The organism is Achromobacter sp. GbtcB20 (assembly GCF_019091095.1).
Lineage (GTDB): Bacteria > Pseudomonadota > Gammaproteobacteria > Burkholderiales > Burkholderiaceae_B > Achromobacter > Achromobacter mucicolens.
Map to the genome: position 1 here is coordinate 88302 of NZ_JAGXJZ010000005.1, position 24111 is coordinate 112412.

The window sequence follows — 24111 nt, forward strand, 5'->3', positions numbered from 1 at the left end:
AAGATAATCTTGCTATCCGGTGCCGGCCGGGTGGCCGACGCCGGAAATTCGGGGGATCAGTGGCCTTCGTGAGCCTGGCCGAGATACACCAGCGTCAGCATCATGAAGATGAAGGCCTGGAGCAGAACGATCAGGATGTGGAAGATTGCCCAGATCGAGCCGGCCAGGATGTGGCCGATGCCCAAGCCGATGCTGGCGCCGTTGAAGCCGGTCCAGGCGCCGCCCAGGAGGGCGATCAGCATGAAGATCAGTTCGCCGGCGAACATGTTGCCGAACAACCGCATGCCCAGCGATACGGACTTGGCGGCGTATTCGATCAGGTTCAGCAGCAGGTTGAACGGGGCCAGCACGATGGCGCCCAGGCCATGCGCATGGAACGGCGCGGTGAACAGTTCTTTGACGAAACCGCCCGGCTTCTTGATCTTGATGCCGTAGTAGAACATCAGGAGCAGCACGCCCAGCGACATGCCCATCGGCACGTTCAGGTCGGCGGTCGGGAGGATGCGGTGGTAATAGAGGGGATCGCCGTGCTCAGCACCCAGGCCGGTCAGGCGCCAGATCGAGGGCAGCAGGTCGACGGGCAGCAGGTCCAGCGCGTTCATCAGGATGATCCAGAGGAACACGGTCAGGGCCAGCGGGGCGATGAAAAGACGGCTCTTGGCGTTGTGGACGATGCCCTTGGCCTGGTCGTCGACCATGTCGACGATCATTTCCACGAAGGCCTGGAAGCGGGAAGGAACACCGCTGGTCGCACGGCGGGCAGCGCGCCACAGGAAGAAAATGACGATCAGGCCCATCAGGCCGGACCAGAACAACGAGTCGTAATTGATGATGTCGAACTGAGCAATAGCGCTCTGTTTCTCACCGGTATTGTTCAGATGCACCAAGTGATGCTGAATATACGCGGATTGAGGCGACACGTCGCTGGCAGCAGCCATTTGAACCTATCCTATTTGCTGTATGCCCGGTCCTTGCGAACCGGACGATTCCACGATTTCGTTTGCCGCAACTTACTCGGCGCTAAGACAGCCTGCGGAACATCAGAAGCAGGAGATAGCCTTTCAGGGTGAGTATCAGGCCGAGCAACGCGGCAGGCCACACAAGCCAGTCATGCGTCACACGCGAAAGCAGCCACAACAGCAATGCCGTTGCGAACAACTTGATCAACTCACCAGAGAGAAAGGTAAAGGGACTGGCCTTGCCGGCCCGAACGCTGACAGCCAGGCGCAATGCGAACAACGCATTGGGTATGAAATACGCTCCTGCCCCCGCCAGCGCCGACCAACCTGCCGCCGCCCCTCCTACAACCCCCGCTATTACTGCTGCTGCGAGCCCCATGGCGCCTTGCGCCGCCAATGCCAACAAGAGCCCACGGCTGGCTTGAGCGTTCAGCGCCGCGCGATCCGCGTCACTGAGCACCAGAACTTCCACCACGTCCGGATCGATCGAATCCTGATCCAGACTGGGCCTCAGACCTTGGGGTCTCAGACCTTCGGGTCTTAGACTTTCAGCCCCCGGACCTTGTCCAGGACCCTGCCCTAAACCCTGCTGTTGCTGCATGGAGTTCTGCCGCATCAAACTTCCCCGCTTAACCTGGCCCTGTGGGAACCGACGCGCTTTATGAAGCGCACGTTTCTTATCCCGCAAGCGTCAAACCCGCAGAGTATAGCTTGGTTTTTTGCACCCTAGCAAATGAACTTTCGGCCGTTTGTAAGGTGGCAACAACGCCTGCTTGCGGCGGAGAAATTGGGGACGAGCGAGCGCTCTGCCGGGGCGTGGCCGCCGGTCCCGCCTCTACAAGAAAAGGCGCGCGGCCCCTTGTCGGAGACCGCGCGCCTTGTGCGTTCTGGCAGATGCGCGTCGGCAGCGATGCGTTCAGCAGATTCGCGCTTGCCCGCGCTTAGTCTTCCTTGACAGGCGGCGGCGCCCACTGCCCGTCCAGGGCGGTGTTCTGCGGCGAGTGCAGGCGCATGCTGAGCACGAACGGACCGTCGGCGGCAGGCGTGCTGACCCAGTTGGCGCGCTTGGATTCGCCCGGATCGCGGCGCTGCACGTAGATGTCCAGCGAACCGTCGGCGTTGTACTTCAGGCCGTCGGTGCTGCGGATCACGTAGCGGTTGGCCGGATTCTCGGCAAAGCCGTACTTGCTGTTGTAGACGTGCAGCGACCAGAGCTGGGCCGGCGGCAGCTGACCCTTGTCGAAATGCAGGACGTAGTCTTCGCTGGAATCCAGCGGACGGCCCTTGGAATCGGACACGGTCACCGGGTACAGCACGTCTTCCGGCGTGGGCGCGCCCAGACCGGCATAAGCGATGGCCGCACGGCGCGTGTAGTCGGTGCCGTAGGTGCCGATGCCCGTCAGCACCGTGTTCCAGCCGTTGATCGGGGTGGCCAGGCGCGAGACGTTGTCGGCGATGCGGCGGCCGGCCAGGGGTTGCGCGTCGGTCAGCGCCTGCTGCACTGCCGGGCTCAGGCGGCCATACGAGAACGGCTGGCGGTCATCCAGGCCGATGCGGCGCATGCGGTCCAGCATGGGCGTGTCGTTGGCATGCGGCGGGTTGTTGCGCAGCGCGTCGAAGAACACGGCAAAGTACGAGGCGGCATCCATGCCCGCGACCTGCTCGGCCGGGGTGCCGTCGGGCACCGTGACGGCGGGGGCCGGCATGGGCAGGTTGCTGCCGATGGGCGCGGTGCCGATGCCCGAGCCGGTCTGCGGGTACGCGTTGCCGGCGTTGCGGCCGCGCGGCGCGGTGGCGGGCGTCACGGGGACCAGCAGCGGACGCGCGGTCATGCCGGACTGGATCTGATTGACCGCGGCGTAGTCCTGCGGACCGCCCGCCTGTGTCCAGCCGATCAGCCAGCCCATCGCGGTCGGGCTGCGGATCACGTCGACGCCGGCCGGCACGGTGCCGCTCCAGTTCGGACCGACGATGGCGAAGGACTGCGCGCCGTTGCCATTGGTGCGCGTGCCGCGCGAGGCAAAGACGTCGCTCCACATGTCCAGCGCCGACAGCACGGTGTAGCGGCCGCCGGTGTCGGGCAGATTGATGATGAGCGGCGCGCGCGAGACGTCAAACCACAGGCTGGAGTACAGCGCGTCGGCGCTGGGCCAGGGCGTGTCGGCCGCGCGCGGATCCGGGAAGGCGGCCTTGTGACCAAACTGGTTCATCGGCGCCTTGCCGTCCAGCGGGCTTTGCACCGCCGTGGCCTGGCGGCGCGCCAGTTCCATGAGCACCATGGGATACGCGTAGACGTAGGCATCGATGGCCGTATCGCGCAATTCCGCCTCGCTCATCCGCGGGGCGGCCTGCGGGGCGGCGTACGGCGTCTCGGAGACCAGGCGCAGCGTGGATTGCGGCGATTGAGCCTGGGCGACATTGATGAAGCAGACGCTGAGCGCGCCGGCGAGCGCAGCCGTGGTCAGCCGGCGGGTAGCGATGGGTTTACGCATGCAAGGCTCCTTCTTGATTTTGTTTGCAATCGAGCCGCCGCGCGGGATTTGCCAGTGACAGCAAACCGCTCTGGCGCGGCACCTCGGGATGACGCTCATTCAGGATAGGGCCGAAGTCTGCAACAAGGTGCTAGCCAGACGTTTCAAGGCGAAACGTGCACTTTGCGTGCAGATGGCCATGAAAAAGCGCGCCTTCATAGGGCGCGCCTGGCAATGCGTGGCCCGCGATTCACGCAGGCACAGCCGTAACAAGGATTAACGGTGTTTGAAGTCGGGTTTGCGCTTTTCGGTGAACGCGGCCATGCCTTCCTTCTGGTCTTCGGTAGCAAAGAGCGAATGGAACACGCGGCGTTCAAACAGCAGCCCTTCGTTGAGCGAACCTTCGAAGGCGCGGTTGACGCATTCCTTGGCCATCATGACCGACGGCAGCGACATGGAGGCGATGACGGTGGCCGCGTCCATGGCTTCTTCAAGCAGCTTGTCCGCGGCAACCACGCGCGACACGAGGCCGGCGCGCTCGGCTTCCTCGGCGCCCATCATGCGGGCAGTCAGCGCCAGGTCCATGGCCTTGGCCTTGCCGACGGCGCGCGGCAGACGCTGCGTGCCGCCCGCGCCGGGGATCACGCCCAGCTTGATTTCGGGCTGGCCGAACTTGGCCGTGTCGGCCGCGATGATGATGTCGCACATCATGGCAAGCTCGCAGCCGCCGCCCAGCGCGTAGCCGGCCACGGCGGCGATCACGGGCTTGCGGATGCGCTTGAGCGTTTCCCAGTTGCGCGTGATGTATTCGCTGCCGTACACGTCCATGTACGACCAGTCTTTCATGGCGCCGATGTCAGCCCCCGCCGCGAAGGCCTTTTCGCTACCGGTGATGACGACGCAGCCGACGTCGGGATCGGCCTCGAATGCCAGCAGCGCGGCGCCCAGTTCGTCCATGAGCTGATCGTTCAGCGCGTTGAGCGCCTTGGGACGATTCAGCGTCAGCAGGCCGACTCGGCCCCGGGTTTCGACCAGTACAAACGACTCGCTCATGAATGTCTCCGGTAATAAGATATGAGCATGAAAAAAAATGATGACGTACCTCCCATACTTTACCGCCTTGCGCCGCACGATCCCGCCGGCCACCGCTACCGGATAACCCTTACGATCGCATCGCCCTCGCCCGCCGGGCAGCGCCTGTCGCTGCCCGCCTGGATCCCGGGCAGCTACCTGATCCGCGATTTCTCGCGCCAGATCGAAACCGTGTCGGCCCGCGCCGGCACGCGGCGCGTGACCGTCGACAAGATCGACAACCACACCTGGCAGGCCGCGCCGTGCGAAGGCCCGTTGCTGGTCGAGTACACGGTCTACGCCTGGGACCTGTCGGTGCGCGGCGCGCATCTGGACGAGACGCACGGTTTCTTCAATGGCACCAGCGTGTTCCTGCGCGTGCACGGCCAGGACCACGAGCCCTGCCTGGTGGACCTGGCGCCGCCGCGCGGCATCGACGGCTGGAAGGTCTACACGAGCCTGCCCGAAGCCGCAGGCCACAAGGGCGCGGCGCGCCGTCACGGTTTCGGGCTATACCTGGCGCCGGACTATGACGCGCTGATCGATCACCCGGTCGAGATGGGCACGCCGCAGGTGTCGCGCTTTGTGGCGCATGGCGCGGAACACGAACTGGTGTTCACGGGGGTGGCGCCGAATCTGGATCTGGCGCGCATCACGGACGACGTGAAGAAGATCTGCGAGACGCAGATCGCTTTCTTCGAACCCCGCACGAAGCGCGCGCCGTTCCTGGACAGCGCGGACCGCTATGTCTTCATGACGATGGTGACGGGCGACGGCTACGGCGGCCTGGAGCATCGCGCCAGCACGGCGCTGATGACGGCGCGCAAGGACCTGCCGGTGCTGGGCCAACAAGGCCAGGGCGAAGGCTACCGGGGATTCCTGGGGCTGGTGAGCCACGAGTATTTCCACACCTGGAACGTCAAGCGCATCAAGCCGGATGTCTTCGCGCCGTACGATCTGTCGCAACCGGACCTGACGCGCCTGCTGTGGGTGTTCGAGGGCTTTACCTCCTACTACGACGATCTGCTGCTGCTGCGCTCGGGCGCGATCACGCGCGCGGACTACCTGCGCCTGCTGGCCAAGACGATCACCAGCGTGGCCCGCACGCCGGGCCGCCACAAGCAGTCGGTGGCAGAGAGCTCTTTCGATGCGTGGACGCGCTATTACAAGCAGGATGAGAATTCGCCGAATGCGCTGGTGAGCTATTACACGAAGGGCGCGCTGGTGGCGCTTGGGCTGGATCTGCTGATCCGCGAGGAATCGTCGGGCGCGCATTCGCTGGACGACGTGATGCGGTTGCTGTGGGATCGCTATGGCCGGGACTTCTATCGAGGCAAGCCGCACGGTTTGCCGGAAGACGGACTGCCGGCGCTGATCGAGGAAGCGACGGGGGTGGACACGCGGCGCTTCATCGCTCGGCATGCGTACGGGACGGCGGATGTGCCGCTGGCTTCATTGCTTGAAACACACGGCGTGAAGCTGCAATGGAAGACGTCGGCCAATATTCCGTCATTGGATGTGCGCACACGCAAGCAAGGCGACTCGCTGACGCTGGCGACGGTTCTTGAAGGCGGGGCGGGGCACAAGGGGGGCTTGTCGGCGGGAGATGTGCTGGTGGCTATCGATGGACTACGGGTGGATGCGCCGGCGGGGTTGGATCTGCTGCTGGCGCAGTACCGGGTTGGGGATCGGGTGACCGTGCATGTGTTTCGGCGGGATGAGCTGCGGGAGTTTCGGGTGAAGTTGAGTGGGCCTGAGGCTGCGGAGTGTGTGTTGGTTTGAGGGTGGGTACCGGCCTGATGGATTGAGTTCTTAAGGCGTCCGGTACGGTTCGTCCGTTATAGGGTTCTTAAGGCGCCCGGCGCGTCGTGGGCCTGGGGCGGGCGGGGCTCCGATTGCGGTCCGGAGCCTTCGCTCCGGACTGCCCCATCCTCAACCTCGTCCGCCTTCGGCTCCCTTCGGTTTCCGTCGGGCGCATCTAAACGCCCCGCCCACCCCAGGCCCACGACGCACCGGGCTCTACGGTTGAATCTTTACGGGTGGCGGGGCGAGTCGGGTTCTTGAGGTTCTTGCACGCAGTCGTTTGGAAGAGAAGCGTCTTGCGGTGCCCGTCCCCGGGCGGCCGCGCGGGCGGCCTTCGTGGACTTACGCGGCGTCTTGCGTCGTAGCGATGACGCTTCGCGTGTGGCTGCGCCTGCCCTAGGTGTTTGACACCCTGGTGAGATTCCCGTCATGCCAAGTGCGTCTCCCTAGGGTGTCAGACACCGGCAGAAGTGGGCGTCCGCCAATCGAATGTACCGGGGCTGTGGAGCTGCAGTAGCTGGGTGGCGAACGGTCCCTTCTGGAAAGCGAATCCAGTCTTCGGCCTCAACCGGCTTCATGGTGCCGTTCGTGATTCAAGATCCATATCCGCCGGCCACTGAACCTTTGGGGCCAGGCGCAAGGCGATGTTGTAGGGAGCGACGTCATTGGCATCGCGAGGTTCGGCACGATCGGGGTCGAGGCCGTTGATGCCGTTCTGCATATAGGCGCACACATACGCCCAGAAGTTGGAGGTGTTCGCAGCGTCGGTGTTCAATTGGAAGCGCGTCACGACGTTGTTGGTGCCTGGTTTCACCACCGCGATGGAGACGCCTTCCTTGATGATGAGCAGGCCGCCAGGCGTCGCGCCACGGACTTTCCACTTCTCTGCGCGCAAGTCGTCCCAGTAATAACTCGCCGTCGTCACATACCCGCGCTCGAAGGGATTCCACCAGACTGAATGGAAGCCATAAACGTAGACCTTGCGACGTAGGCGATTGAAGCGAAGCGGGAGATCGCGGGGCGGGGAGACGTCCGCGCGATAGAACACACATGCTGCCCAAACGCATACTGCGATGGCAATTGCAAACAGCAAGAACATTCCTATTTCAAAAGCCCCCACACCCGTCGTCGTGATGGCCCTGAGATTTCTAGTGATCAGAATTGTCTGTTCGAGACATGTCCATGCAATCAGCAGCGAAAAGAAAAGGAGCGTTCCGCGAAATATAGATGTACTCCGAGCGAACTCGACATACGTTTCGTCCATATGCGTCGGAGCTCGCCATAGCAGCAGAGGGGGCTCAATGAGAGGGTCATTGGGGCCCGGCAGATCACACTGCCATCCGGCGCACGGGGGACTTAGCTGTGGTCTCGCCATCAAATTTCCTCCGTGATCTCGATAGCTGCGAAGCCGGTGCTGTCGTCCTTATCCGGCCAGAATGCCACAGCAAATGTTGCCGATTTAATCGTGTTGATCGGATCCAGCCAGTATCGGCCGCTGAGAATCGGCCGTTCCGATGTTGGTTTCGTCTCGCCGACCAGCGTGTAGTCGGGATGATTGAAGTCCGAAGTTTGCACGCCGTGGGCGGTATCGTTAACTTGCCCAGATGCCATGACGTGCGAAGACAGAGTAGGACTTCGTTTGCCATCTTGTGCGAGGCCAAAGCGCTCGGTAGTGAGGGTGAAGCGGTAGCGGGATCGTACGGTATCGAAGCCAGGTAGGATCGCCCTATAAACAAGCGCTTTTGTCTGTATTACCGCGCCGCGGTTCTTGAGCACTTCAATGTCTTCGCTATAAAGCTCATCTGAACTGGCGCAGATAGCCTTCCGGGGTGACCTGATAGGCATGCCAGATTTCTTTGTCCAGCAGCACATAGACATACCCCTGCCGCAATACACGCAATGCGGTCTGAATGGATTCGTGACTCAGTGCGCCATGTTGCTTGAGTCCGTCTGTGAGCGGCATGACTGCAAGCCGTAGCGGCAGGATCGGTAAGCCGGTACGTTCACACGCGCTGCACGTGCCGGTGGGATTGGGCGCCGCCTGGCGCCGGGCCTGGGTCAGGGTCTTGCTGATGCTCATGTGTAGCTCGCGGCGGGAGGTAATGACGCAACGATGCGCTGCCACGCACAGACGTCGTAGTTTTTAAAGCGCGCACGGGTTGTCCTTGGTGCCAAGCGGCACTACCGCTTTTAGAAGCTGTCGATACTGCGTGTAAATCAAAGGAGTCTTATTAGTGAACCGAATTGATCTGGTGTTAGCAGATGCTTGAAACGATCCGATTTATCTGCCGCAGTATCCTGAGCGACAGCACGTGACGAACGCCGACAGCGCTAATAGGTTGGGCGACGGCGGTCACGTCCAGGCACAGCGCAGCGGCCGATCCGACGGCCAGGGTTGTGAAACGTAGCTTCTTTGCCGGGCGCTCGACGTTTACGCGTAGCGCGGCACGCCCTCACCGTCCAGGACGATCGTGCACGGCGCTTGCGTGAAGTGCAGCGGCGCGCCGGTGACGGTGCGCAGGAAGGATTCGCTGACGCCCGCCTTCATGGCGTGCACCTGCTTGGCGCCGACGGTCAGGTCCATCGCGGCGCCGGCCCGATTCTCCACGATGACCCTGCCCCAGCCTGGCCGACAGCTTGTCGGCGATGCGGCGCGCCGAGATGTCGATGGTGCCGCCGGGCGCGGCGCGGTCAAATGCCTATTCTGGAATCCGGAGGTGTGGGTTCGCCTGGGCTGAAGAGCGCATCGTGGCCCGCGGCCCGTTCACGCCCCCGCGCGCTCCCAGCGCCGCTGGATGGCCTTGGCGGCCACCACGCCGTCGGCCATCGAGGTCACCACGCACGGGTGCATGCGGTGCGCGACTTCGCCAATGGCGTAGATGTCCGGCACGCTGGTCTCGGCGGTGGCGAAGTCGGTGCGGATGTAGCCGCGCTCGTCGCGCGCCAGGTGCAGCGTGTCGGCAAACGCGGCCTGCGGTTCCCAGCCGTAGAAGACCAGGATCAGGTCGTACTGGCGGCCGTCCACGCTGCGCGCGGCGGGATCGACCTGGTAGGGCCCGATGTGCACGCCTTCGGACCCGGCGCGCGTGACCCACTGCTGCTGGGCGCGCACGCTGCGGGCATACAGATGAACCGTTCGCGCGCCGCGGTTGCGCACGTAGACGAAGTTTTCAAAGGCGTTGTCGCCCCCGCCCAGCACGGCGACCGACAAACCCGAATAGTCCTGCGCCACGATGGGTGAGCCGGGGCCGATCAGCACGCCCGGCCAGGACGCGCCCGGCGGATGGCCGGGCAGGCCCTTGGCGCGCACGCCCGAGGCGATGACCAGGGTGCGGGCACGGGCCAGGGTCTGCTCGCCGTCGGGACCAGAGAGCGTGGCCTCGATGCCGCCCTTGCACGGCCGCACGCCGGCGACGCGGGTTTCCAGCCGTAGGGGCACATTGGCGGCGCGCACGCTGGCGTCGATATTGGCCGCGACCTGCTGGCCGGTGACGCCGGGCAGGACCGCGATCCAGTCGTCGGCAAACGGGTTGTCATTGCCCAGGCCGCCCAGGCGGGCGCTGGCCTCGACCAGCAGCGGCGACAGGCCCAGGCGGGCCAGCCAGAGGGCGCAGGAGGCGCCGGCCGGGCCGCCGCCTACAATGACCGAATCGTGCATCTGTTGCATTTCACCCCTTATTGACTGCGCCGGCGCCTCGCGGGCGCCCGGACATGGCCGGATTGTAGCCAGCGCGTCACCCCATCCGCCGTCGCCTTACAATTCGGGCTATTCCACCCAGGTTTTCATCATGCCCACTCGCCGCATCATTCTTTCCGGGCTTGCGCTCGACGCCCGCATCGGCATCCTCGAGCACGAGCGCCGCGCCACCCAGCCCCTGCACGTCGATGCCGAATTCGACGTCGACATCCAGCGCTCGGTGGACGACCACGATATCCACAGCGTGCTGGACTACCGCCAGCTGCGCGAGGCCATCGTCGAGGAATGCACGCAGGCGCACGTGAACCTGATCGAAACCCTGTCCGAACAGGTCGCGGCGCGCCTGCTTGCCGACTTCCAGGAAATCCGCGCGCTGCGCCTGCGCATCAGCAAGCCCATGGCCTTCTCCGACTGCGCGGCGGTGGGCGTGGAAATCCAGATCACCCGCTGACATGAACGATATCGCTCCCCCCGGCGTGCAATTTCGCACGCCCGCCGACGAAAAAGCCCGGCACGAAGGCAACAAGCTGACCAAGCGGCTGGCGCGCGAGACCACGCGCGCCCTGTCCGACTACAACATGATCGAGGAAGGCGACCGCGTGATGGTCTGCCTGTCCGGCGGCAAGGACTCCTATGCCATGCTGGACATCCTGCTGCAGCTCCAGAAGCGCGCGCCCTTCAAGTTTGAACTGATCGCCGTGAACCTGGACCAGAAGCAGCCGGGCTTTCCCGATCACATCCTGCCGCAGTACCTGAAGGAACTGGGCGTTCCCTTCCACATCGAGACGCAGGATACGTATTCCATCGTCACGCGCGTGCTGGAAGAGGGCAAGACGATGTGCTCGCTCTGTTCGCGGTTGCGCCGCGGCATCCTGTACCGCGTCGCCTCGGAATTGGGCGCCACCAAGATCGCGCTGGGCCATCACCGCGACGACATCCTGGCCACGTTCTTCCTGAACCTGTTCTACGGCGGCAAGGCCAAGGGCATGCCGCCCAAGCTGGTGTCCGACGACGGCCGCCACACGGTGATCCGCCCGCTGGCCTACGTGGTCGAGTCCGACCTGATCGCCTACGCCGAGCTCAAGCAATTCCCGATCATTCCGTGCAATCTTTGCGGTTCCCAAGAGAACCTGAAGCGCAAGGAAGTGGGCCGCATGATCAAGGAATGGGACAAGCAGCACCCGGGCCGGTCGTGGAACGTGTTCAACGCGCTGTCGCGCGTCGTGCCCTCGCACCTGATGGACCGGGACCTGTTCGACTTCGTGGGCTTGAAGCCCACGGGCGTGCCGGACGCCAACGGCGACACGGCGTTCGATACGGTCGACCCCACGGAAGACGCGGACGAAGCGTGCGGCGATACGCCGACGGCGTTGGAGCCGGGCGCGATCATCGAAAAGAAGGTGATGTTCTCGCGCGGGTGATGCGGCGCAGGACAAACAAACAAGGGGCTGCGATTGCAGCCCCTTTTTTTTGCAGCCTTGCGCTTGCGCTGCAGAATCAGGCGTTCAGCACGCGGATCGGCGCGCCCGCCGCCCATGCCTTCACGGCTTGCAGGCAGTTCTGGTAGAACGCCTCGAAGTTTTCGCGGCTGACATAGCCCAGGTGCGGCGTGAGGATCACGTTGTCCAGGTCGCGCACGGAGTCAGTGGGCGACAGGGGCTCCTCGGGAAAGACGTCCAGGCCCGCGCCGGCGATGCGGAATTTCACCAGGGCGTCCATCAGCGCTTCCTGGTCGACAAGACCCGCGCGCGACGTGTTCACGAGGTACGCGGTGGGCTTCATGGCGGCCAGCGCGGTGGCGTCCACGATGTGTCGGCTGCGCTCGGACAGGATCAGGTGCAGGCTGACCACGTCGGACGTGGAAAAGAGCGCGTGCTTGTCCACGCGCGTGACGCCGGCGGCCTGGGCGCGCTCATCGGTCAGGTTGGGGCTCCAGGCCACGACGTCCATGCCAAAGGCCAGTCCCACCTTGGCGACTGCGGCGCCCAGCTTGCCCAGGCCCACCACGCCCAGGCGCTTGCCGGCCAGCGGCTCGGGCATGCCGGTCTGCCACATGCCGCGGCGCATGGCGGCGTCTTCGGCGGGAAGGTGCTTGAAGAGACCCAGGATGTGCGCCCACGCGAGTTCCGCGGTGGCGGTGTTGGCATCGGCGCTGCCGGGCGCGCCGGACACGACGATGCCCTGCTCGGCGCAGGCCTGCATGTCGATGGCGTTGTTGCGCATGCCGGTGGTGACCAGAAGCCGAAGCTTGGACAGCGCGCGAATGCGCTCGGCGGGGAACGGCGTGCGTTCGCGCATGGCGACGATCACGTCGAAGGGCGCGAGCGCGGTTTCGACCTGGTCGTCGGGGATGAAGTTGTTGAAGATCTGCACCTCGGCGTCGCCGCCCAGCGAGGTCCAATCCGCATAGCGCCGGGCTACGTCGTGGTAATCGTCGAGAATTGCGATTTTCAAGTCTTGTCTCCGGGAGGGATGGCGCTTGCCGCGCCCCCCTTTCCCGGGCCGGCGCGACGCGCGCCGGTCAGTTCAAACGGGCCTTGAGCTGGTCCAGCGGCAGCGCGCCGCTGATGCGCGAGCCGTCGGCGAAGAACAGCGTCGGCGTGCCGCGCACCATCAGTTGCTGGCCAAGCGCCAGCAGCTTGTCTTCGGGCACGTCGCAGTTGGCGGTGGCCGGCGTCTTGCCGCGCAGCATCCAGTCGTCCCAGGTCTTGCCCTGGTCCTTGGCGCACCAGACGTTGCGCACCTTGACCTTGGAGTCGGGCGACAGGATGGGATAGAGGAAGGTGTAGACGGTCAGGTTGTCCACGTCTTCGAGCGTCTTGCGCAGCTGCTTGCAGTAACCGCAGTTGGGATCTTCAAAGATCGCGACCTTGCGCGAGCCATCGCCCTTGACCTGCTTGATCGCCAGATCCAGCGGCAGTTGGTCGAAGGTGACGGCGCTGAGCTTTTCCTGCGATTCGCGGGTGACGTCGCGGCGCGTGGCGGCGTCGATCAGCGGTCCTTCCATGACCCAGGTGACGCCTTCGTCGGTGTAGATCAGGTCCATGCCGAGCTGCACTTCGAACAGGCCATAGGGCGTGCGGCGCACGGTCGTGACATTCATGCCCGAGAAACGCTGCTGAAAGCGCTCCTTGACGGCGGCCGACTGCGGATCGAGTTCGGTGGTGGAGACACTTTTCTCGCCTTTGGCCGCCTGACCCACGGACTGCGTGGAAACGGACTTGGCGCCCTGCGCTTGGGCCGTGGCGGACAAACCGATGCCCGCGGCGAGGAAACAGGCCGCCAACGTGGCGGGAATGCGGAATTTCATCGGTACTCCTGGTCTTGTCAGTCGTGTGTCTTGCCGGAAAGCGTAACCGATCCGAGAGGGACAGCCGCGGCAGGCGGCGGGTGTGCGTATCCCTATCAGACGGCCGCCGACCGCCGCAGGTTCCGCCCGGCACCGCCGCCGGACCTGGCCGGCCTAGTTGGCGGACGCCCCCGCGATCAGGCGGCGCTTGATCAGCGGCGCGCGCTCGACCCAATGCATGCCGGCGTTGCGCAGCCAGACAAGCGGCGTCGCCTTCGATCCGAAGAGCTTGTGCAACCCGTCCGTGGCCAGCCGCATGGCCAGTACCGGCTCGGCGCGCGCCCGCTGGTAGCGGTGCAGCACGCGCAGGTCGCCGGCCTGGCGGTAGGGTTCACGTCCGGCGACGATGCGGGCCAGCGCCTCGACGTCGCCCAGCCCCAGGTTCAGGCCCTGCCCCGCCAGCGGGTGCAGGCGGTGCGCCGCGTCTCCGGCCAGTGCGATGCCGGGCGCGACCATCTGGGCGCGCTCCAGCGTCAGCGGAAAACCGTGCAGCTTGCTGCGGACCTTCAGGCGGCCAAGCCGCCCTTCGGCGGCCTCGGCCAGCAAGGCTTCCAGGCGGGCGGTTTGCGCTTCCTGGGGCAGTTCCAGCAATTGCTGCGCCAATTCGCTGCGCATGGACCAGACCATGGAAACCTGCGGACCGTCCGCGGTATCGGGCAGCGGCAGCAGGGCCAGCACGCCGTCGTCGCGAAACCATTGGAACGCGGTGCCCTGGTGCGGCAGTTCGGCGTCCAGATGCACAACGAGTCCGGTGTCGTTGTAGGACTGGGCTTCGTGCTTCAGCCCGGCCGCCTCGCGCAGCGGCGAGGCCGCGCCGTCGGCGCCGACGAAGAGCTCGGCCTGAATGCGTGCGCCGCTCTCAGTCTGGACCGCGCCATCCTGGTAGCCGGTGCAGCGGTCTTCCAGCCAGGCGATGCCGAACATGCGCACGGCCTGGATCAGGACGCGCTCGATCTCGCCGGATTCGACGATCCAGGCCAACTGCGGCAGCGCCGCCTGCCAGGCGTTCAGGTTCACCTGGCCGTCCGCGTCGCCGTGGATCTCCATGGCCTGCACGGGCATCAGGCGGGACGCGGGCATGGCGTCCCACACGCCGATGTCGGCCAGAAAACGCTGGCTGGCAGGCGAGATGGCGTAGACGCGCGGGTGATAGTGGTTGGGATCGGCCGGCGGCACGGCGGCGCGCGGCGCCAGCACGGCCACGCGCTGGCCGCGGCGGGCCAGCGCCAGGGCGGTGGACAGGCCGACGATGCCGGCCCCGCAAACTACGATCTGATGGCTCATCGTGCGGAAGGCTCCCCGGCCTGTTTGGGCCACAGCAGCCACATCTGGCCGCGTTGCTTCATGCGGCCGGCCTGCTGCCCGGCTTCTTCGCCGTAACCCCAGTAGAAGTCGGCGCGCGCCGCGCCCCGGATGGCCGTGCCCGTGTCCTGGGCGAACACCAGGCGCTGCAGGGGCCGGTCGGAGGCCGGATAGGTGGTGGACAGAAAGAGCGGCGTGCCCAGCGGCACGAAGGTGGCGTCCACCGCCACCGAGCGCCGCGGCGCCAGCGGAATGGCGTACGCGCCCTTGGGGCCTTGCTCGGGATCGATCACCGCCTCTTCGCGGAAGAACACCACCGCCGGGTTGGCGTTAAGCATTTCAGGCACGCGCTTGGGATTGCGCTGCGCCCACGCCCGGATGTTCTGCATCGACGCCTGGTCGGCGGTCAGTTCGCCGCGTTCGATCAGCCAGCGGCCGATGGACACGTAGGGCTGGCCATTGTGGTCGGCGTAGGCGACGCGGATGGTCTTGCCGGCATCCGGGCCGTCCGTCAGCTGCACGCGGCCGGAGCCCTGGACCTGCAGGAAGAAGTTGTCCACGGGGTCGTCGACCCACACCACCACCGGTGGGCGGCGGCCGGAAGACGATTCGATGGCGGCGCGGGTGTCGTAGGGCACGACGCGCTTGCCGTCGAGCTTGCCGCGCACGCGCTTGCCGGCCAGGTCCGGATAGACCGACCCCAGGTCGATCGTCAGCAGGTCGGCGGGCACCGCGTACAGCGGCCACTGGTAGACGCCGCCCTGACGGCGCGAGCCGCGCACCAGCGGCTCGTAGTAACCCGTCACCGTGTTCGTGGCGGGCTTGCCGTCGGCGGCGTTCAGGCGCCAGGGTTGCAGGTAGGTCTGCAGAAAGCGGCGCACGCCTTCGCCATCGCCCGCAGCGGGCGCGCGGGCCGGATCGATGGCAGCGGCGCAAACCGGCTGCCAGGCGCGCGGCGTGGCGCGCGCGGGCGCGGCCAGGTTGCCGCTGGTGGGCCGCATCAGGCCCTTGCAGTTGCGCAGGAAAAGGGGCCAGAACTGGTTCAGGTCGTCGGCGCTCCAGCCGGGCAGCTCGGACCAGTTGGCCGGTTTGAGCTTGCCGGCCAGCGCGCGCGGCGGGGAATCGGGCAGCGAGGCCAGCGGCGGCACCACGAGCGGACCGTCGGTCACCGCCGGAACGCGCGCGCCGGGGGTGGCGGGCTGGCCGGATTCAGGGGGGATATCCGAAGGGGTGGAACATGCCGCCAGAAGGACCGACAGCACGGACAGGCTAAGAATGCGCTTCATGAGCTAATGGAAAGACGTGCAACGGATGGCCGGGCCATGCTCAGTGCAAGGTGCGCGGCATGGCCAGGACGAATTCGGAGATCGGCACTTCGAACGGGATGCCGTTCTCGCCGACGCAGTGGTAGATGCCGCGCATCGTGCCCACCGGCGTGGGCAGGGGACAGCCGCTGGTGTACTCGAAGGTCTCGCCCGGGGCCAGGAGGGGCTGCTGCCCCACGATGCCCAGGCCGCGCACTTCCTGCACGCGCTGGTTGCCGTCGGTGATGATCCAGTGGCGGCTGATCACCTGCGCGGGGTGTTCGCCGGTATTGGTGATGCGGACGGTGTAGGCAAACACGAATTGCTGTTCGCCGGGGTCGGACTGTTCGGGCACGAAGCGCGGAGAGACAGAGACGCTCAGGTCGTAAGGTTTCACAGTCCTTCCCTGTGTGGCTGCACGCGGGCGGCGCAACGTCGGCGCCCACGCTTGAAAGACGGAATTTCAGACGCGCCAGACCGGGGCATACCCGCTGCGGCGCCTCAAACTGCAATAATGGCACATTATGCCCTCCCCGACCCCGAACATCATGTCCAAGCAAACGGCCTGCACCCGCATTACTCCCAGCATCCTGTCGGCTGACTTCGCCCGGCTGGGCGAAGAAGTCCGCAACGTCGTCGCCGCCGGCGCCGACTGGATCCACGTGGACGTGATGGACAACCACTATGTCCCCAACCTGACCATCGGCCCGATGGTCTGTGCGGCCATCCGCCCCCATGTCCAGGTGCCGATCGACGTGCACCTCATGGTCGAACCGGTGGACGCGCTGGTGCCGCAATTTGCCAAGGCCGGCGCCGACTACATCAGCTTTCACCCCGACGCGAGCGCCCACGTGGACCGCACGCTGTCGCTGATCCGCGAAAGCGGCTGCAAGGCGGGCCTGGTCTTCAACCCGGCCACGCCGCTGTCCTACATGGACTACGTGATGGACAAGATCGACCTGGTCCTGATCATGTCGGTGAACCCGGGCTTTGGCGGCCAGAGCTTCATTCCGGCGGCGCTGACCAAGCTGCGCGAGGCCCGCGCCCGCATTGACGCCTGGATGCAGGCCGGCGGCCAGGAGATCGTTCTGCAGGTGGACGGCGGCGTCAAGATCGACAACATCGCCGAGATCCGCGCCGCGGGCGCCGACACCTTCGTGGCGGGCTCGGCCATCTTCGGCAAGCCGGATTACGCCGGCATCATCAAGGCCATGCGCGAGCAGATCGCCATCGGCGAAACCACCGCCGTCTAAGGAAATCGACATGACCGCTTTTCGCGCCGCGCTGCTGGACCTGGACGGCACCCTGCTCGACTCCATTCCCGATCTTGCCTTCGCCGCCAACGCCATGCGCGTCGAACTTGGCATGATCGCGCTGCGCGAGGACGTGGTGGCCACGTTCGTAGGCAAGGGCGTGGACAACCTGGTGCGGCGCAGCCTGGCCGGTTCGCTTGATGCCGCCGACCCGGCGCCCGACGAATTCCAGCGCGCCCGCGAGGCCTTCTACCGCCATTACCACCTGGTCAACGGCGAGCGGGCGCAGGTCTACCCGGGCGTCATCGACGGGTTGAAACTGATGCGCGATCAGGGCCTGAAGCTGGCCGTGGTCACCAACAAGCCCACGGAATTCACCCTGCCGCTGCTGCAGCGCACGGGGCTGGCGGGCTTTTTCGAGGCCGTGGTGTGCGGCGACACCTGCGAGCGCCGCAAGCCCGACCCCGACCAGATCCACCATGCGTGCGACCTGATGGGCGTGGGCGTGAACGAGGCCGTGACGATCGGCGATTCGATCAACGACGCGCAGGCCGGCCGTAGTGCGGGCACGCAGGTGCTGGTGGTGCCGTACGGCTACAACGAAGGACGTGACGTGCGCGAGTTGGATGTCGATGGTATAGTTGACACGCTTGTTGACGCCGCCCAGTGGGTCGCGCTCTGGAATCAGAACCAGAACGCAGCTAAAGTCCCAGCCTGAAGCGCGTCGCAACCCAAGCACGAATTCACTACCGCGTACTCATACCGAACCGCTAAATGAACGTCTCCATCCAGAACCAAATGCTCGGCGCCTCGTGGCGTTGGTGGCGTTTGTCTTCCGGGTGGCGATGATTCCCTTCCCGGCCCTAGACGCGACCTTGCCGCCTAGCGCCGACACTGTGTAAATAGAGCCCAACCCGGAACCAGTCAACTGGACCGGGTTTTTTGTTGCGTGCCCGGTCCGAAAGCAGACACCGCTTACGAGACCCGACATGACCGAAATCGAATTCAAGGCCCTTGCGGCACAAGGCTACAACCGCATTCCGCTGGTGGCCGAGACCTACGCCGACCTGGACACGCCGCTGGGCATCTACCTGAAGCTGGCGCACGCCGGCCCCCTGGCCGGCCGCATGACCTGCCTGATGGAATCCGTGGTGGGCGGCGAGCGCTTCGGCCGCTATTCGTTCATCGGCCTGCCGGCGCGCACCGTGATCCGCGCCAGCGGCACGCGCACCGAGGTGCTGCACGACGGCAAGGTCGCCGAAACCCACGACGGCGATCCGCTGGCGTTCATCGAGCAATACCAGAGCCGCTTCAAGGTCGCGCTGCGCCCCGGCATGCCGCGCTTTTGCGGCGGCCTGGCCGGTTACTTCGGCTACGACACCGTGCGTCACATCGAGCCCTGCCTGGGGCCCGCGGTCAAGCCGTTCCCGGCGGGCATGGAAGGCGGCACGCCCGACCTGATGCTGATGCACGTGGACGAACTGGTCATCGTCGACAACCTGGCCGGCCGCATCTACCTGATGGTCTACGCCGACCCCAGCCAGCCCGAAGCCTACAGCCGCGCGCAGCAGCGCCTGACCGACCTGCGCGCCCGCCTGCGACGCCCCGTGGAAATCCCGTATAGCCACGCCAGCATGCAGACCGAGGAACGGCGCGATTTCAAGAAAGAGGACTACCTGGCGGCCGTCCTGCGCGCCAAGGAACATATCGCCGCCGGCGACCTGATGCAGGTCCAGATCGGCCAGGTCATCGCCAAGCCCTTCCGCGACTCCCCGCTTTCCCTCTACCGCGCCCTGCGGTCGCTCAACCCCTCCCCCTACATGTACTTCTGGAACTTCGGCGACTTCCAGGTCGTGGGCGCGTCGCCCGAGATCCTGGTGCGCCAGGAGCGCACGGTGGAAAACGGCGAACCGAAGTCGCAGATCACGATTCGTCCGCTGGCGGGCACGCGCAAGCGCGGCGGCACCCCGGAAGAAGATGCGGCGCTGGCGGCCGAACTGCGCGCCGACCCGAAGGAGATCGCCGAACACGTCATGCTGATCGACCTGGCGCGCAACGACGTGGGCCGCGTCGCGCAGGTGGGTTCGGTGAAGGTCAGCGACACCATGGTGATCGAGCGTTACTCGCACGTAATGCACCTGGTGTCCAACGTGACCGGCACCCTTAATCCTGGCATGAGCAGCATGGACGTGCTGCGCGCTTCGTTCCCGGCCGGCACCCTGACCGGCGCGCCGAAGGTCGAGGCCATGAAGATCATCGACGAACTGGAACCCGTGCGCCGCGGCATCTACGGCGGCGCGGCCGGCTACCTGAGCTACGGCGGTGAGATGGACGTGGCGATTGCCATCCGCACCGGCGTCATCAAGGACGGCACGCTGTACGTGCAGGCCGCCGCCGGCATCGTGGCCGATTCGAACCCCGAAGCCGAATGGGCCGAGACGGAAGCCAAGGCGCGCGCGGTGCTGCGCGCCGCCGAGCAGGTGCAGCACGGCCTGGACGAACCCATCTGAGCCCCCCGGCCGAACCGAAACCGCCCGGGCCACCGAACGGCCCCGAGGAGAAAAAAATGCTGTTGATGATCGACAACTACGATTCCTTTACCTACAACCTGGTGCAGTACTTTGGCGAATTGGGCGTGGACGTGCGCGTGGCGCGCAACGACCAGATCACGCTGGAAGAGGTTGCCGCGCTGAACCCCGACCAGATCTGCGTGTCGCCCGGCCCCTGCTCGCCGGCCGAGGCGGGTATCTCGGTGCCGCTGATCCAGGCCTATGCCGGCAAGAAGCCCATTCTGGGCGTGTGCCTGGGCCACCAGGCCATCGGCGCGGCCTTTGGCGGCAACATCGTGCGCGCGCAGCAGATCATGCACGGCAAGACGATTCAGCTTTCACACACGGGCACCGACATCTTCCAGGGCCTGCCGACGCCGTACACTGTCATCCGCTACAACTCGCTGACGATTGACCCGGCCACGCTGCCGGACTGCCTGGCTGTCACCGCCACGGCGCCGGACGGCGACATCATGGGCGTGCGGCACAAGACGCTGCCGCTGTACGGGGTACAGTTCCACCCCGAATCCGTACTGAGCGAGCACGGCCACGCCCTGCTGCGCAATTTCCTGAACCTCGCCTAAGAAGGACGCACCGTGACGATTTCCCCCACCGAAGCGCTGACGCGCTGCATCGAACACCGCGAAATTTTCCACGACGAAATGCTGCATCTGATGCGCATGCTGATGCGCGGCGAGATGTCGCCGCAGATCGCCAGCGCGCTGCTGATGGGCCTGCGCGTCAAGAAGGAAACCATTGGCGAGATCACCGCGGCGGCGCAGGTCATGCGCGAATTTGCCACGCCCGTGGTCACGCCCAATCCGAACGACCTGCTGGACATGTGCGGCACGGGCGGCGACGGCAGCCACACGTTCAACATTTCCACGACCGCGATGTTCGTCGCGGCCGCGGCCGGCGTGCCGATTGCCAAGCACGGCAACCGCAGCGCCTCGTCGTCCAGCGGCAGCGCCGACGTGCTGGAGGCCTTGGGCGCCAACCTGGTACTGACCCCGGAACAGGTGGCCGAGTGCATCCAGGAAACCGGCATTGGCTTCATGTTTGCCCCCGCCCACCACGGTGCGATGAAGAACGTGGCCGCCGTCCGCAAGGAACTGGGCGTGCGCACGATCTTCAACATCCTGGGCCCGCTGACCAACCCGGCCGGCGCCGCCAATCAGCTGATGGGCGTGTTCCACCCTGACCTCGTGGGTATCCAGGTCCGCGTGCTGGAACGCCTGGGCTCGCGTCATGTGCTGGTCGTGCACGGCAAGGACGGCATGGACGAGGCCTCGCTGGGCGGGGCCACGATGGTCGGCGAACTGAAGGACGGCGTGGTCCGTGAATACGAGATCCACCCCGAGGACTACGGGCTATCCATGATGTCCAACCGGAGCATCAAGGTGTCCAATCGCGAGCAGTCGCGCGAGCTTGTCATAGAGGCGCTGGAAAATGTCGAGGGCGCGGCCCGTGACATCGTGGCCCTGAACGCCGGCCTCGCCATCTATGCCGGCAACAAAGCCGATTCCATTCCCGAAGCCTTAGCGCTAGCATTTGAACTAATTTCCACCGGCGCGGCGCGAGCCAAGCTGGAAGAATTCTGCGCATACACCCGGACATTCCAGAAATGAACGATATTCTTGCGAAGATCCTCGCCGTCAAGGCCGAGGAAGTCGCCGCCGCCCGCCAGATGCGCAGCGAAGCCGAAGTCCTGCGCGAAGCGCAGGCGCGCCAGGACGTGCGCGGTTTCGCCCAAGCCATCGAAGACAAGATTTCGCAGGGCAAGGCCGGCGTCATCGCTGAAATCAAGAAAGCCTCGCCCTCCAAGGGCGTCATCCGCGAGGGCTTCGCGCCCGCCGAGATCGCGGCCACCTACGCCGTGCATGGCGCGGCCTGCCTGTCCGTGCTGACGGACGTGCAGTTCTTCCAGGGTTCGCACGACCACCTGCGCCAGGCGCGGGCCGCGTGCGCGCTGCCGGTGCTGCGCAAGGACTTCGTGATCGACCCCTACCAGATCGTCGCCGCGCGCGCGATGGGCGCCGACTGCGTGCTGCTGATCGTGGCCGCCCTTACGCCCTCGCAATTGCGCGATTACGAAACGCTGGCCATCGAGCTGGGCATGGACGTGCTGGTTGAAGTGCACGACGCGCAGGAACTGGACGTTGCGCTCACGCTCAAGACGCCGCTCCTGGGCATCAACAACCGCAACCTGCGCACGTTCGAGACCAGCCTGCAGACCACGCTGGACCTCCTGCCGCGCATCCCCGCCGGCAAGCGCGTCGTGACCGAAAGCGGCATCCTCAAGCCGGAAGACGTGAAGCTGATGCGCGACCACAAGGTCGATGCCTTTCTGGTGGGCGAAGCGTTCATGCGCGCCAAGGACCCGGGCGCCGAGCTGGCGCGTCTGATCGGGTAAAGACAGGGCGCTGGCAGCGGTTATTTCGGCCGCGCCAGCCCCAATGCGGAAGCGCGCCGGTACACCGTGCTGCGGTGCACGCCCAGCGCGCGCGCCGCGCGGCTGACGCTGCCGCCGTGCGCCTCAAGGGCGCTGCGGATGGCGGCATCGGTCATGGCGTGCAGGTCGGCGGCCGCACCGGCCAGCGCGGGCGTGGACGATGCCGGGCCCGGCGCGGGTATCTCCTGTTTCGCTACGTTCGCTGCACCGCGCAATTCCGCTGGCAGCATGTCGGCATCCACCCTGCCCGCCGGCCCGGCCAACACATGCAAGGTGCGCAGCACCGACGCCAGTTGACGATAATTGCCCGGCCACGAATACGCCGCGAGGACGGCTTCGATGGCAGGCGGCAGCGCCGGACCCGCACCCTGCGCGGCCCACAGGTCGCGCAGCAATTCCAGGCGGTCGGCCCGCGCGCGCAAGGGCTCCAGCGTGACGGTGTATTCGGCGATGCGAAAGTACAGGTCGGGCCGCACCGGCGCGTCCGGACCTTCATGCGCAAGTGGCCGATGCGTCGCGCACACCAGCGTGAAATCCACCGGCACAGGCCGCGCCGCGCCCAAGGGCGAGACCTCGCGCGTCTGCAGCACGCGCAACAGGCGCGATTGCAGAAGGAGCGGCATGTCGCCGATCTCGTCCAGGAACAGCACGCCGCCATGCGCCTGCCGCAACAGGCCCTTGCTGCCCTGGCGGCGCGCACCGGTGAAGGCGCCTTCTTCGTAGCCGAAGAGTTCCGATTCGATCAGGCTCTCGGGCAGGGCGGCGCAGTTCACCGCCACGAAGGGACCGGCGGCCCGCTGGCCGCGCGCATGGATCTGCCGCGCGAACACTTCCTTGCCCACGCCGGTTTCGCCCTGCAGCAGAATCGACACGCCCGCGTCCGCCAGGTGCACGGCGCGCGCCAGGGCCCCTAGCGTGGCGGCGTCAAAGCTGGGCGCGGGCGTCTTGGCGGCGGCGCCGGGCGCACGCAGCGCCGGGGTGGCGGGGGGTTGCGGCGGGCGCGTGCGCGGCATGCGCAGGCGCGCGTGATAGACCGCGCCAGTCCGCGTGTGCACGCGGCCCGCGGCATCCGGGCCACGTCCGATATCGCCGTCGAACACATCCGCGTAGCGGTACACGCCTAGCGCAGTGGCCGCCAGCCCCAGCGCATGCAGCGCACGGCGGTTGGCGCCGACCAGCAGGTCGCCCTGAAATGCGAGCAGCGCTTCGCCGGGCTGACCCAGCCCCGCGAGGTCGGCATGCAGGCGCAGCACCGTGCATTGTTCATAGGCGCCTTCGAACAGCTGGTGTTCGATGCGATCCACCGCCCCGCGCACCAGCGCCAGCACATCCGGACGCACGTCGCGGGCCTGGCTGGACAGATCCAGCACGCCCACGGTGCGGCCTTCGCTGTCCGTGATGGGCACGGCCGCGCAGGTCAGGATGCGATTGGGTTCGAAATAGTGTTCCGCGCCATGCACGGCAATGGGACGGCCTTCGACGAGCGCGGTGCCGATGGCGTTGGTGCCGGCGGCGGCCTCGTCCCAGGGCGCGCCCGGCATCAGGGCCACGCGCGAGGCGCGATGCGCAAAGCCCGTGTCGCCGTCCGAGTCCAGCACCAGGCCCTGCGCGTCCGACAGGATGACCAGGTTGCCGCTGCCGCCCGCCTGGTGGCGCAAATAAGCGATGGCGGGTTCGGACATGCGGCGCAGCGCTTCGTTTCTCTGCTGGGCTTCGCGCAGTTCGCCCTGCGTCATGAGTTCGGCGCGGCGCACGCCGCGCATGTCAAAGCCCAGGTCGGCGCAGCGGCGCCAGGAACGCAGGATCGGTTCGGCAACCATGCCGCCCGGCACTGCGCCCTGCTGGTTAAAGAGCAGCCGTGCCTGCGTCAGCGTCTGCCGACGGGAGTGAGAGGCCATGTA

General features: G+C 65.9%; 24 protein-coding genes. 9 read left to right on the top strand and 15 right to left on the bottom strand.

Annotated features, from left to right (window positions below):
* Positions 1 to 56 precede the first annotated feature (56 nt).
* The 4 genes from atpB to KVT32_RS09495 all read right to left on the bottom strand — a co-directional run bounded on the left by atpB (position 57) and on the right by KVT32_RS09495 (position 4483).
* Complete coding sequence (atpB, locus tag KVT32_RS09480; protein ID WP_056327613.1) at positions 57 to 938, bottom strand: F0F1 ATP synthase subunit A; 882 nt, start codon at positions 936 to 938, stop codon at positions 57 to 59.
* An 82-nt stretch (positions 939 to 1020) separates the two neighbouring features.
* The gene (locus KVT32_RS09485) at positions 1021 to 1434 is read right to left on the bottom strand and encodes an ATP synthase subunit I (RefSeq protein WP_063955419.1); all 414 of its coding nucleotides are present in this window, start codon (positions 1432 to 1434) and stop codon (positions 1021 to 1023) included.
* 466 nt (positions 1435 to 1900) lie between these two features.
* Complete coding sequence (locus KVT32_RS09490; protein ID WP_217618091.1) at positions 1901 to 3451, bottom strand: DUF1254 domain-containing protein; 1551 nt, start codon at positions 3449 to 3451, stop codon at positions 1901 to 1903.
* A gap of 255 nt (positions 3452 to 3706) precedes the next feature.
* Entirely contained in the window at positions 3707 to 4483 is a 777-nt protein-coding gene (locus KVT32_RS09495; RefSeq protein ID WP_056327615.1) for an enoyl-CoA hydratase, read from the bottom strand.
* A 27-nt stretch (positions 4484 to 4510) separates the two neighbouring features.
* Here KVT32_RS09495 and KVT32_RS09500 point away from each other — a divergent pair, with 27 nt between their 5' ends.
* Complete coding sequence (locus tag KVT32_RS09500; RefSeq protein WP_217618092.1) at positions 4511 to 6283, top strand: M61 family metallopeptidase; 1773 nt, start codon at positions 4511 to 4513, stop codon at positions 6281 to 6283.
* Between the two features lie 595 nt (positions 6284 to 6878).
* On the opposite strand, the gene KVT32_RS09505 is transcribed toward KVT32_RS09500, so the two are convergent.
* The 5 genes from KVT32_RS09505 to KVT32_RS09525 all read right to left on the bottom strand — a co-directional run bounded on the left by KVT32_RS09505 (position 6879) and on the right by KVT32_RS09525 (position 9971).
* On the bottom strand, positions 6879 to 7403 hold the full coding sequence (locus tag KVT32_RS09505) for a DUF6708 domain-containing protein (protein WP_152383235.1): 525 nt from the start codon (positions 7401 to 7403) through the stop codon (positions 6879 to 6881).
* A gap of 275 nt (positions 7404 to 7678) precedes the next feature.
* Entirely contained in the window at positions 7679 to 8080 is a 402-nt protein-coding gene (locus KVT32_RS09510; protein WP_175156450.1) for a hypothetical protein, read from the bottom strand.
* A 22-nt stretch (positions 8081 to 8102) separates the two neighbouring features.
* A complete protein-coding gene (locus KVT32_RS09515; protein ID WP_152383233.1) occupies positions 8103 to 8384 on the bottom strand; it encodes a toxin VasX in 282 nt (93 codons plus the stop codon).
* Positions 8385 to 8735: 351 nt separating this feature from the next.
* On the bottom strand, positions 8736 to 8888 hold the full coding sequence (locus KVT32_RS09520) for a hypothetical protein (RefSeq protein ID WP_175156449.1): 153 nt from the start codon (positions 8886 to 8888) through the stop codon (positions 8736 to 8738).
* A 180-nt stretch (positions 8889 to 9068) separates the two neighbouring features.
* Positions 9069 to 9971 carry an NAD(P)/FAD-dependent oxidoreductase gene (locus KVT32_RS09525; RefSeq protein ID WP_152383232.1) on the bottom strand — a complete coding sequence of 301 codons (903 nt, stop codon included), beginning with the start codon at positions 9969 to 9971 and terminating at the stop codon, positions 9069 to 9071.
* A 121-nt stretch (positions 9972 to 10092) separates the two neighbouring features.
* On the opposite strand from KVT32_RS09525, the gene folB reads away from it, so the two are divergent.
* Positions 10093 to 10452 carry a dihydroneopterin aldolase gene (gene folB / locus KVT32_RS09530; protein ID WP_152383231.1) on the top strand — a complete coding sequence of 120 codons (360 nt, stop codon included), beginning with the start codon at positions 10093 to 10095 and terminating at the stop codon, positions 10450 to 10452.
* Between the two features lies 1 nt (position 10453).
* Complete coding sequence (ttcA, locus tag KVT32_RS09535) at positions 10454 to 11422, top strand: tRNA 2-thiocytidine(32) synthetase TtcA (protein ID WP_128827104.1); 969 nt, start codon at positions 10454 to 10456, stop codon at positions 11420 to 11422.
* 76 nt (positions 11423 to 11498) lie between these two features.
* Here ttcA and KVT32_RS09540 read toward each other — a convergent pair whose 3' ends face one another.
* From KVT32_RS09540 to apaG, 5 genes are all read right to left on the bottom strand, one after another.
* On the bottom strand, positions 11499 to 12455 hold the full coding sequence (locus tag KVT32_RS09540; protein ID WP_217618093.1) for a D-2-hydroxyacid dehydrogenase family protein: 957 nt from the start codon (positions 12453 to 12455) through the stop codon (positions 11499 to 11501).
* Positions 12456 to 12522: 67 nt separating this feature from the next.
* Positions 12523 to 13311, bottom strand: a complete 789-nt coding sequence (locus KVT32_RS09545) for a DsbC family protein (protein WP_056319260.1) — start codon at positions 13309 to 13311, stop codon at positions 12523 to 12525.
* A 153-nt stretch (positions 13312 to 13464) separates the two neighbouring features.
* Positions 13465 to 14634: a UbiH/UbiF family hydroxylase gene (locus KVT32_RS09550; RefSeq protein ID WP_056319262.1), complete on the bottom strand. Its 1170-nt coding sequence runs from the start codon at positions 14632 to 14634 to the stop codon at positions 13465 to 13467.
* Positions 14631 to 15938, bottom strand: coding sequence for a murein transglycosylase A (locus tag KVT32_RS09555; RefSeq protein ID WP_063955998.1), 1308 nt, complete (start codon positions 15936 to 15938; stop codon positions 14631 to 14633). Before KVT32_RS09555 ends, KVT32_RS09550 begins: the two co-directional genes overlap by 4 nt.
* 40 nt (positions 15939 to 15978) lie before the next feature.
* Positions 15979 to 16353 carry a Co2+/Mg2+ efflux protein ApaG gene (apaG, locus tag KVT32_RS09560; RefSeq protein WP_056319266.1) on the bottom strand — a complete coding sequence of 125 codons (375 nt, stop codon included), beginning with the start codon at positions 16351 to 16353 and terminating at the stop codon, positions 15979 to 15981.
* 127 nt (positions 16354 to 16480) lie between these two features.
* Between apaG and rpe the strand changes: the two genes are divergently transcribed.
* The 6 genes from rpe (at position 16481) to trpC (ending at position 22171) form a co-directional block, all read left to right on the top strand.
* A complete protein-coding gene (gene rpe / locus KVT32_RS09565) occupies positions 16481 to 17209 on the top strand; it encodes a ribulose-phosphate 3-epimerase (RefSeq protein ID WP_056319268.1) in 729 nt (242 codons plus the stop codon).
* Positions 17210 to 17219: 10 nt separating this feature from the next.
* Complete coding sequence (locus KVT32_RS09570; protein WP_063956000.1) at positions 17220 to 17927, top strand: phosphoglycolate phosphatase; 708 nt, start codon at positions 17220 to 17222, stop codon at positions 17925 to 17927.
* A gap of 271 nt (positions 17928 to 18198) precedes the next feature.
* Positions 18199 to 19719 (top strand): anthranilate synthase component I, encoded by a 1521-nt coding sequence (gene trpE / locus KVT32_RS09575; protein ID WP_056319273.1) that lies wholly within the window; start codon positions 18199 to 18201, stop codon positions 19717 to 19719.
* Positions 19720 to 19775: 56 nt separating this feature from the next.
* Complete coding sequence (locus KVT32_RS09580) at positions 19776 to 20342, top strand: aminodeoxychorismate/anthranilate synthase component II (RefSeq protein ID WP_062840098.1); 567 nt, start codon at positions 19776 to 19778, stop codon at positions 20340 to 20342.
* A 12-nt stretch (positions 20343 to 20354) separates the two neighbouring features.
* Entirely contained in the window at positions 20355 to 21386 is a 1032-nt protein-coding gene (trpD, locus tag KVT32_RS09585) for an anthranilate phosphoribosyltransferase (RefSeq protein WP_152383227.1), read from the top strand.
* The gene (trpC, locus tag KVT32_RS09590) at positions 21383 to 22171 is read left to right on the top strand and encodes an indole-3-glycerol phosphate synthase TrpC (protein ID WP_062840097.1); all 789 of its coding nucleotides are present in this window, start codon (positions 21383 to 21385) and stop codon (positions 22169 to 22171) included. Before trpD ends, trpC begins: the two co-directional genes overlap by 4 nt.
* A 20-nt stretch (positions 22172 to 22191) precedes the next feature.
* On the opposite strand, the gene KVT32_RS09595 is transcribed toward trpC, so the two are convergent.
* On the bottom strand, positions 22192 to 24108 hold the full coding sequence (locus tag KVT32_RS09595; RefSeq protein WP_217618094.1) for a sigma-54-dependent Fis family transcriptional regulator: 1917 nt from the start codon (positions 24106 to 24108) through the stop codon (positions 22192 to 22194).
* Positions 24109 to 24111 lie beyond the last annotated feature (3 nt).

Coding starts and splice junctions, on each gene's coding strand:
- KVT32_RS09550 (WP_056319262.1), bottom strand. CDS start 14,634: ATGAGCCATCAGATCGTAGTTTGCGGGGCCGGCATCGTCGGCCTGTCC.
- trpC (WP_062840097.1), top strand. CDS start 21,383: ATGAACGATATTCTTGCGAAGATCCTCGCCGTCAAGGCCGAGGAAGTC.
- KVT32_RS09500 (WP_217618092.1), top strand. CDS start 4,511: ATGAAAAAAAATGATGACGTACCTCCCATACTTTACCGCCTTGCGCCG.
- folB (WP_152383231.1), top strand. CDS start 10,093: ATGCCCACTCGCCGCATCATTCTTTCCGGGCTTGCGCTCGACGCCCGC.
- KVT32_RS09495 (WP_056327615.1), bottom strand. CDS start 4,483: ATGAGCGAGTCGTTTGTACTGGTCGAAACCCGGGGCCGAGTCGGCCTG.
- KVT32_RS09595 (WP_217618094.1), bottom strand. CDS start 24,108: ATGGCCTCTCACTCCCGTCGGCAGACGCTGACGCAGGCACGGCTGCTC.
- trpE (WP_056319273.1), top strand. CDS start 18,199: ATGACCGAAATCGAATTCAAGGCCCTTGCGGCACAAGGCTACAACCGC.
- atpB (WP_056327613.1), bottom strand. CDS start 938: ATGGCTGCTGCCAGCGACGTGTCGCCTCAATCCGCGTATATTCAGCAT.
- KVT32_RS09505 (WP_152383235.1), bottom strand. CDS start 7,403: ATGTTCTTGCTGTTTGCAATTGCCATCGCAGTATGCGTTTGGGCAGCA.
- KVT32_RS09520 (WP_175156449.1), bottom strand. CDS start 8,888: ATGGACCTGACCGTCGGCGCCAAGCAGGTGCACGCCATGAAGGCGGGC.
- KVT32_RS09490 (WP_217618091.1), bottom strand. CDS start 3,451: ATGCGTAAACCCATCGCTACCCGCCGGCTGACCACGGCTGCGCTCGCC.
- KVT32_RS09525 (WP_152383232.1), bottom strand. CDS start 9,971: ATGCAACAGATGCACGATTCGGTCATTGTAGGCGGCGGCCCGGCCGGC.
- KVT32_RS09545 (WP_056319260.1), bottom strand. CDS start 13,311: ATGAAATTCCGCATTCCCGCCACGTTGGCGGCCTGTTTCCTCGCCGCG.
- KVT32_RS09580 (WP_062840098.1), top strand. CDS start 19,776: ATGCTGTTGATGATCGACAACTACGATTCCTTTACCTACAACCTGGTG.
- rpe (WP_056319268.1), top strand. CDS start 16,481: ATGCCCTCCCCGACCCCGAACATCATGTCCAAGCAAACGGCCTGCACC.
- KVT32_RS09515 (WP_152383233.1), bottom strand. CDS start 8,384: ATGAGCATCAGCAAGACCCTGACCCAGGCCCGGCGCCAGGCGGCGCCC.
- ttcA (WP_128827104.1), top strand. CDS start 10,454: ATGAACGATATCGCTCCCCCCGGCGTGCAATTTCGCACGCCCGCCGAC.
- KVT32_RS09570 (WP_063956000.1), top strand. CDS start 17,220: ATGACCGCTTTTCGCGCCGCGCTGCTGGACCTGGACGGCACCCTGCTC.
- KVT32_RS09555 (WP_063955998.1), bottom strand. CDS start 15,938: ATGAAGCGCATTCTTAGCCTGTCCGTGCTGTCGGTCCTTCTGGCGGCA.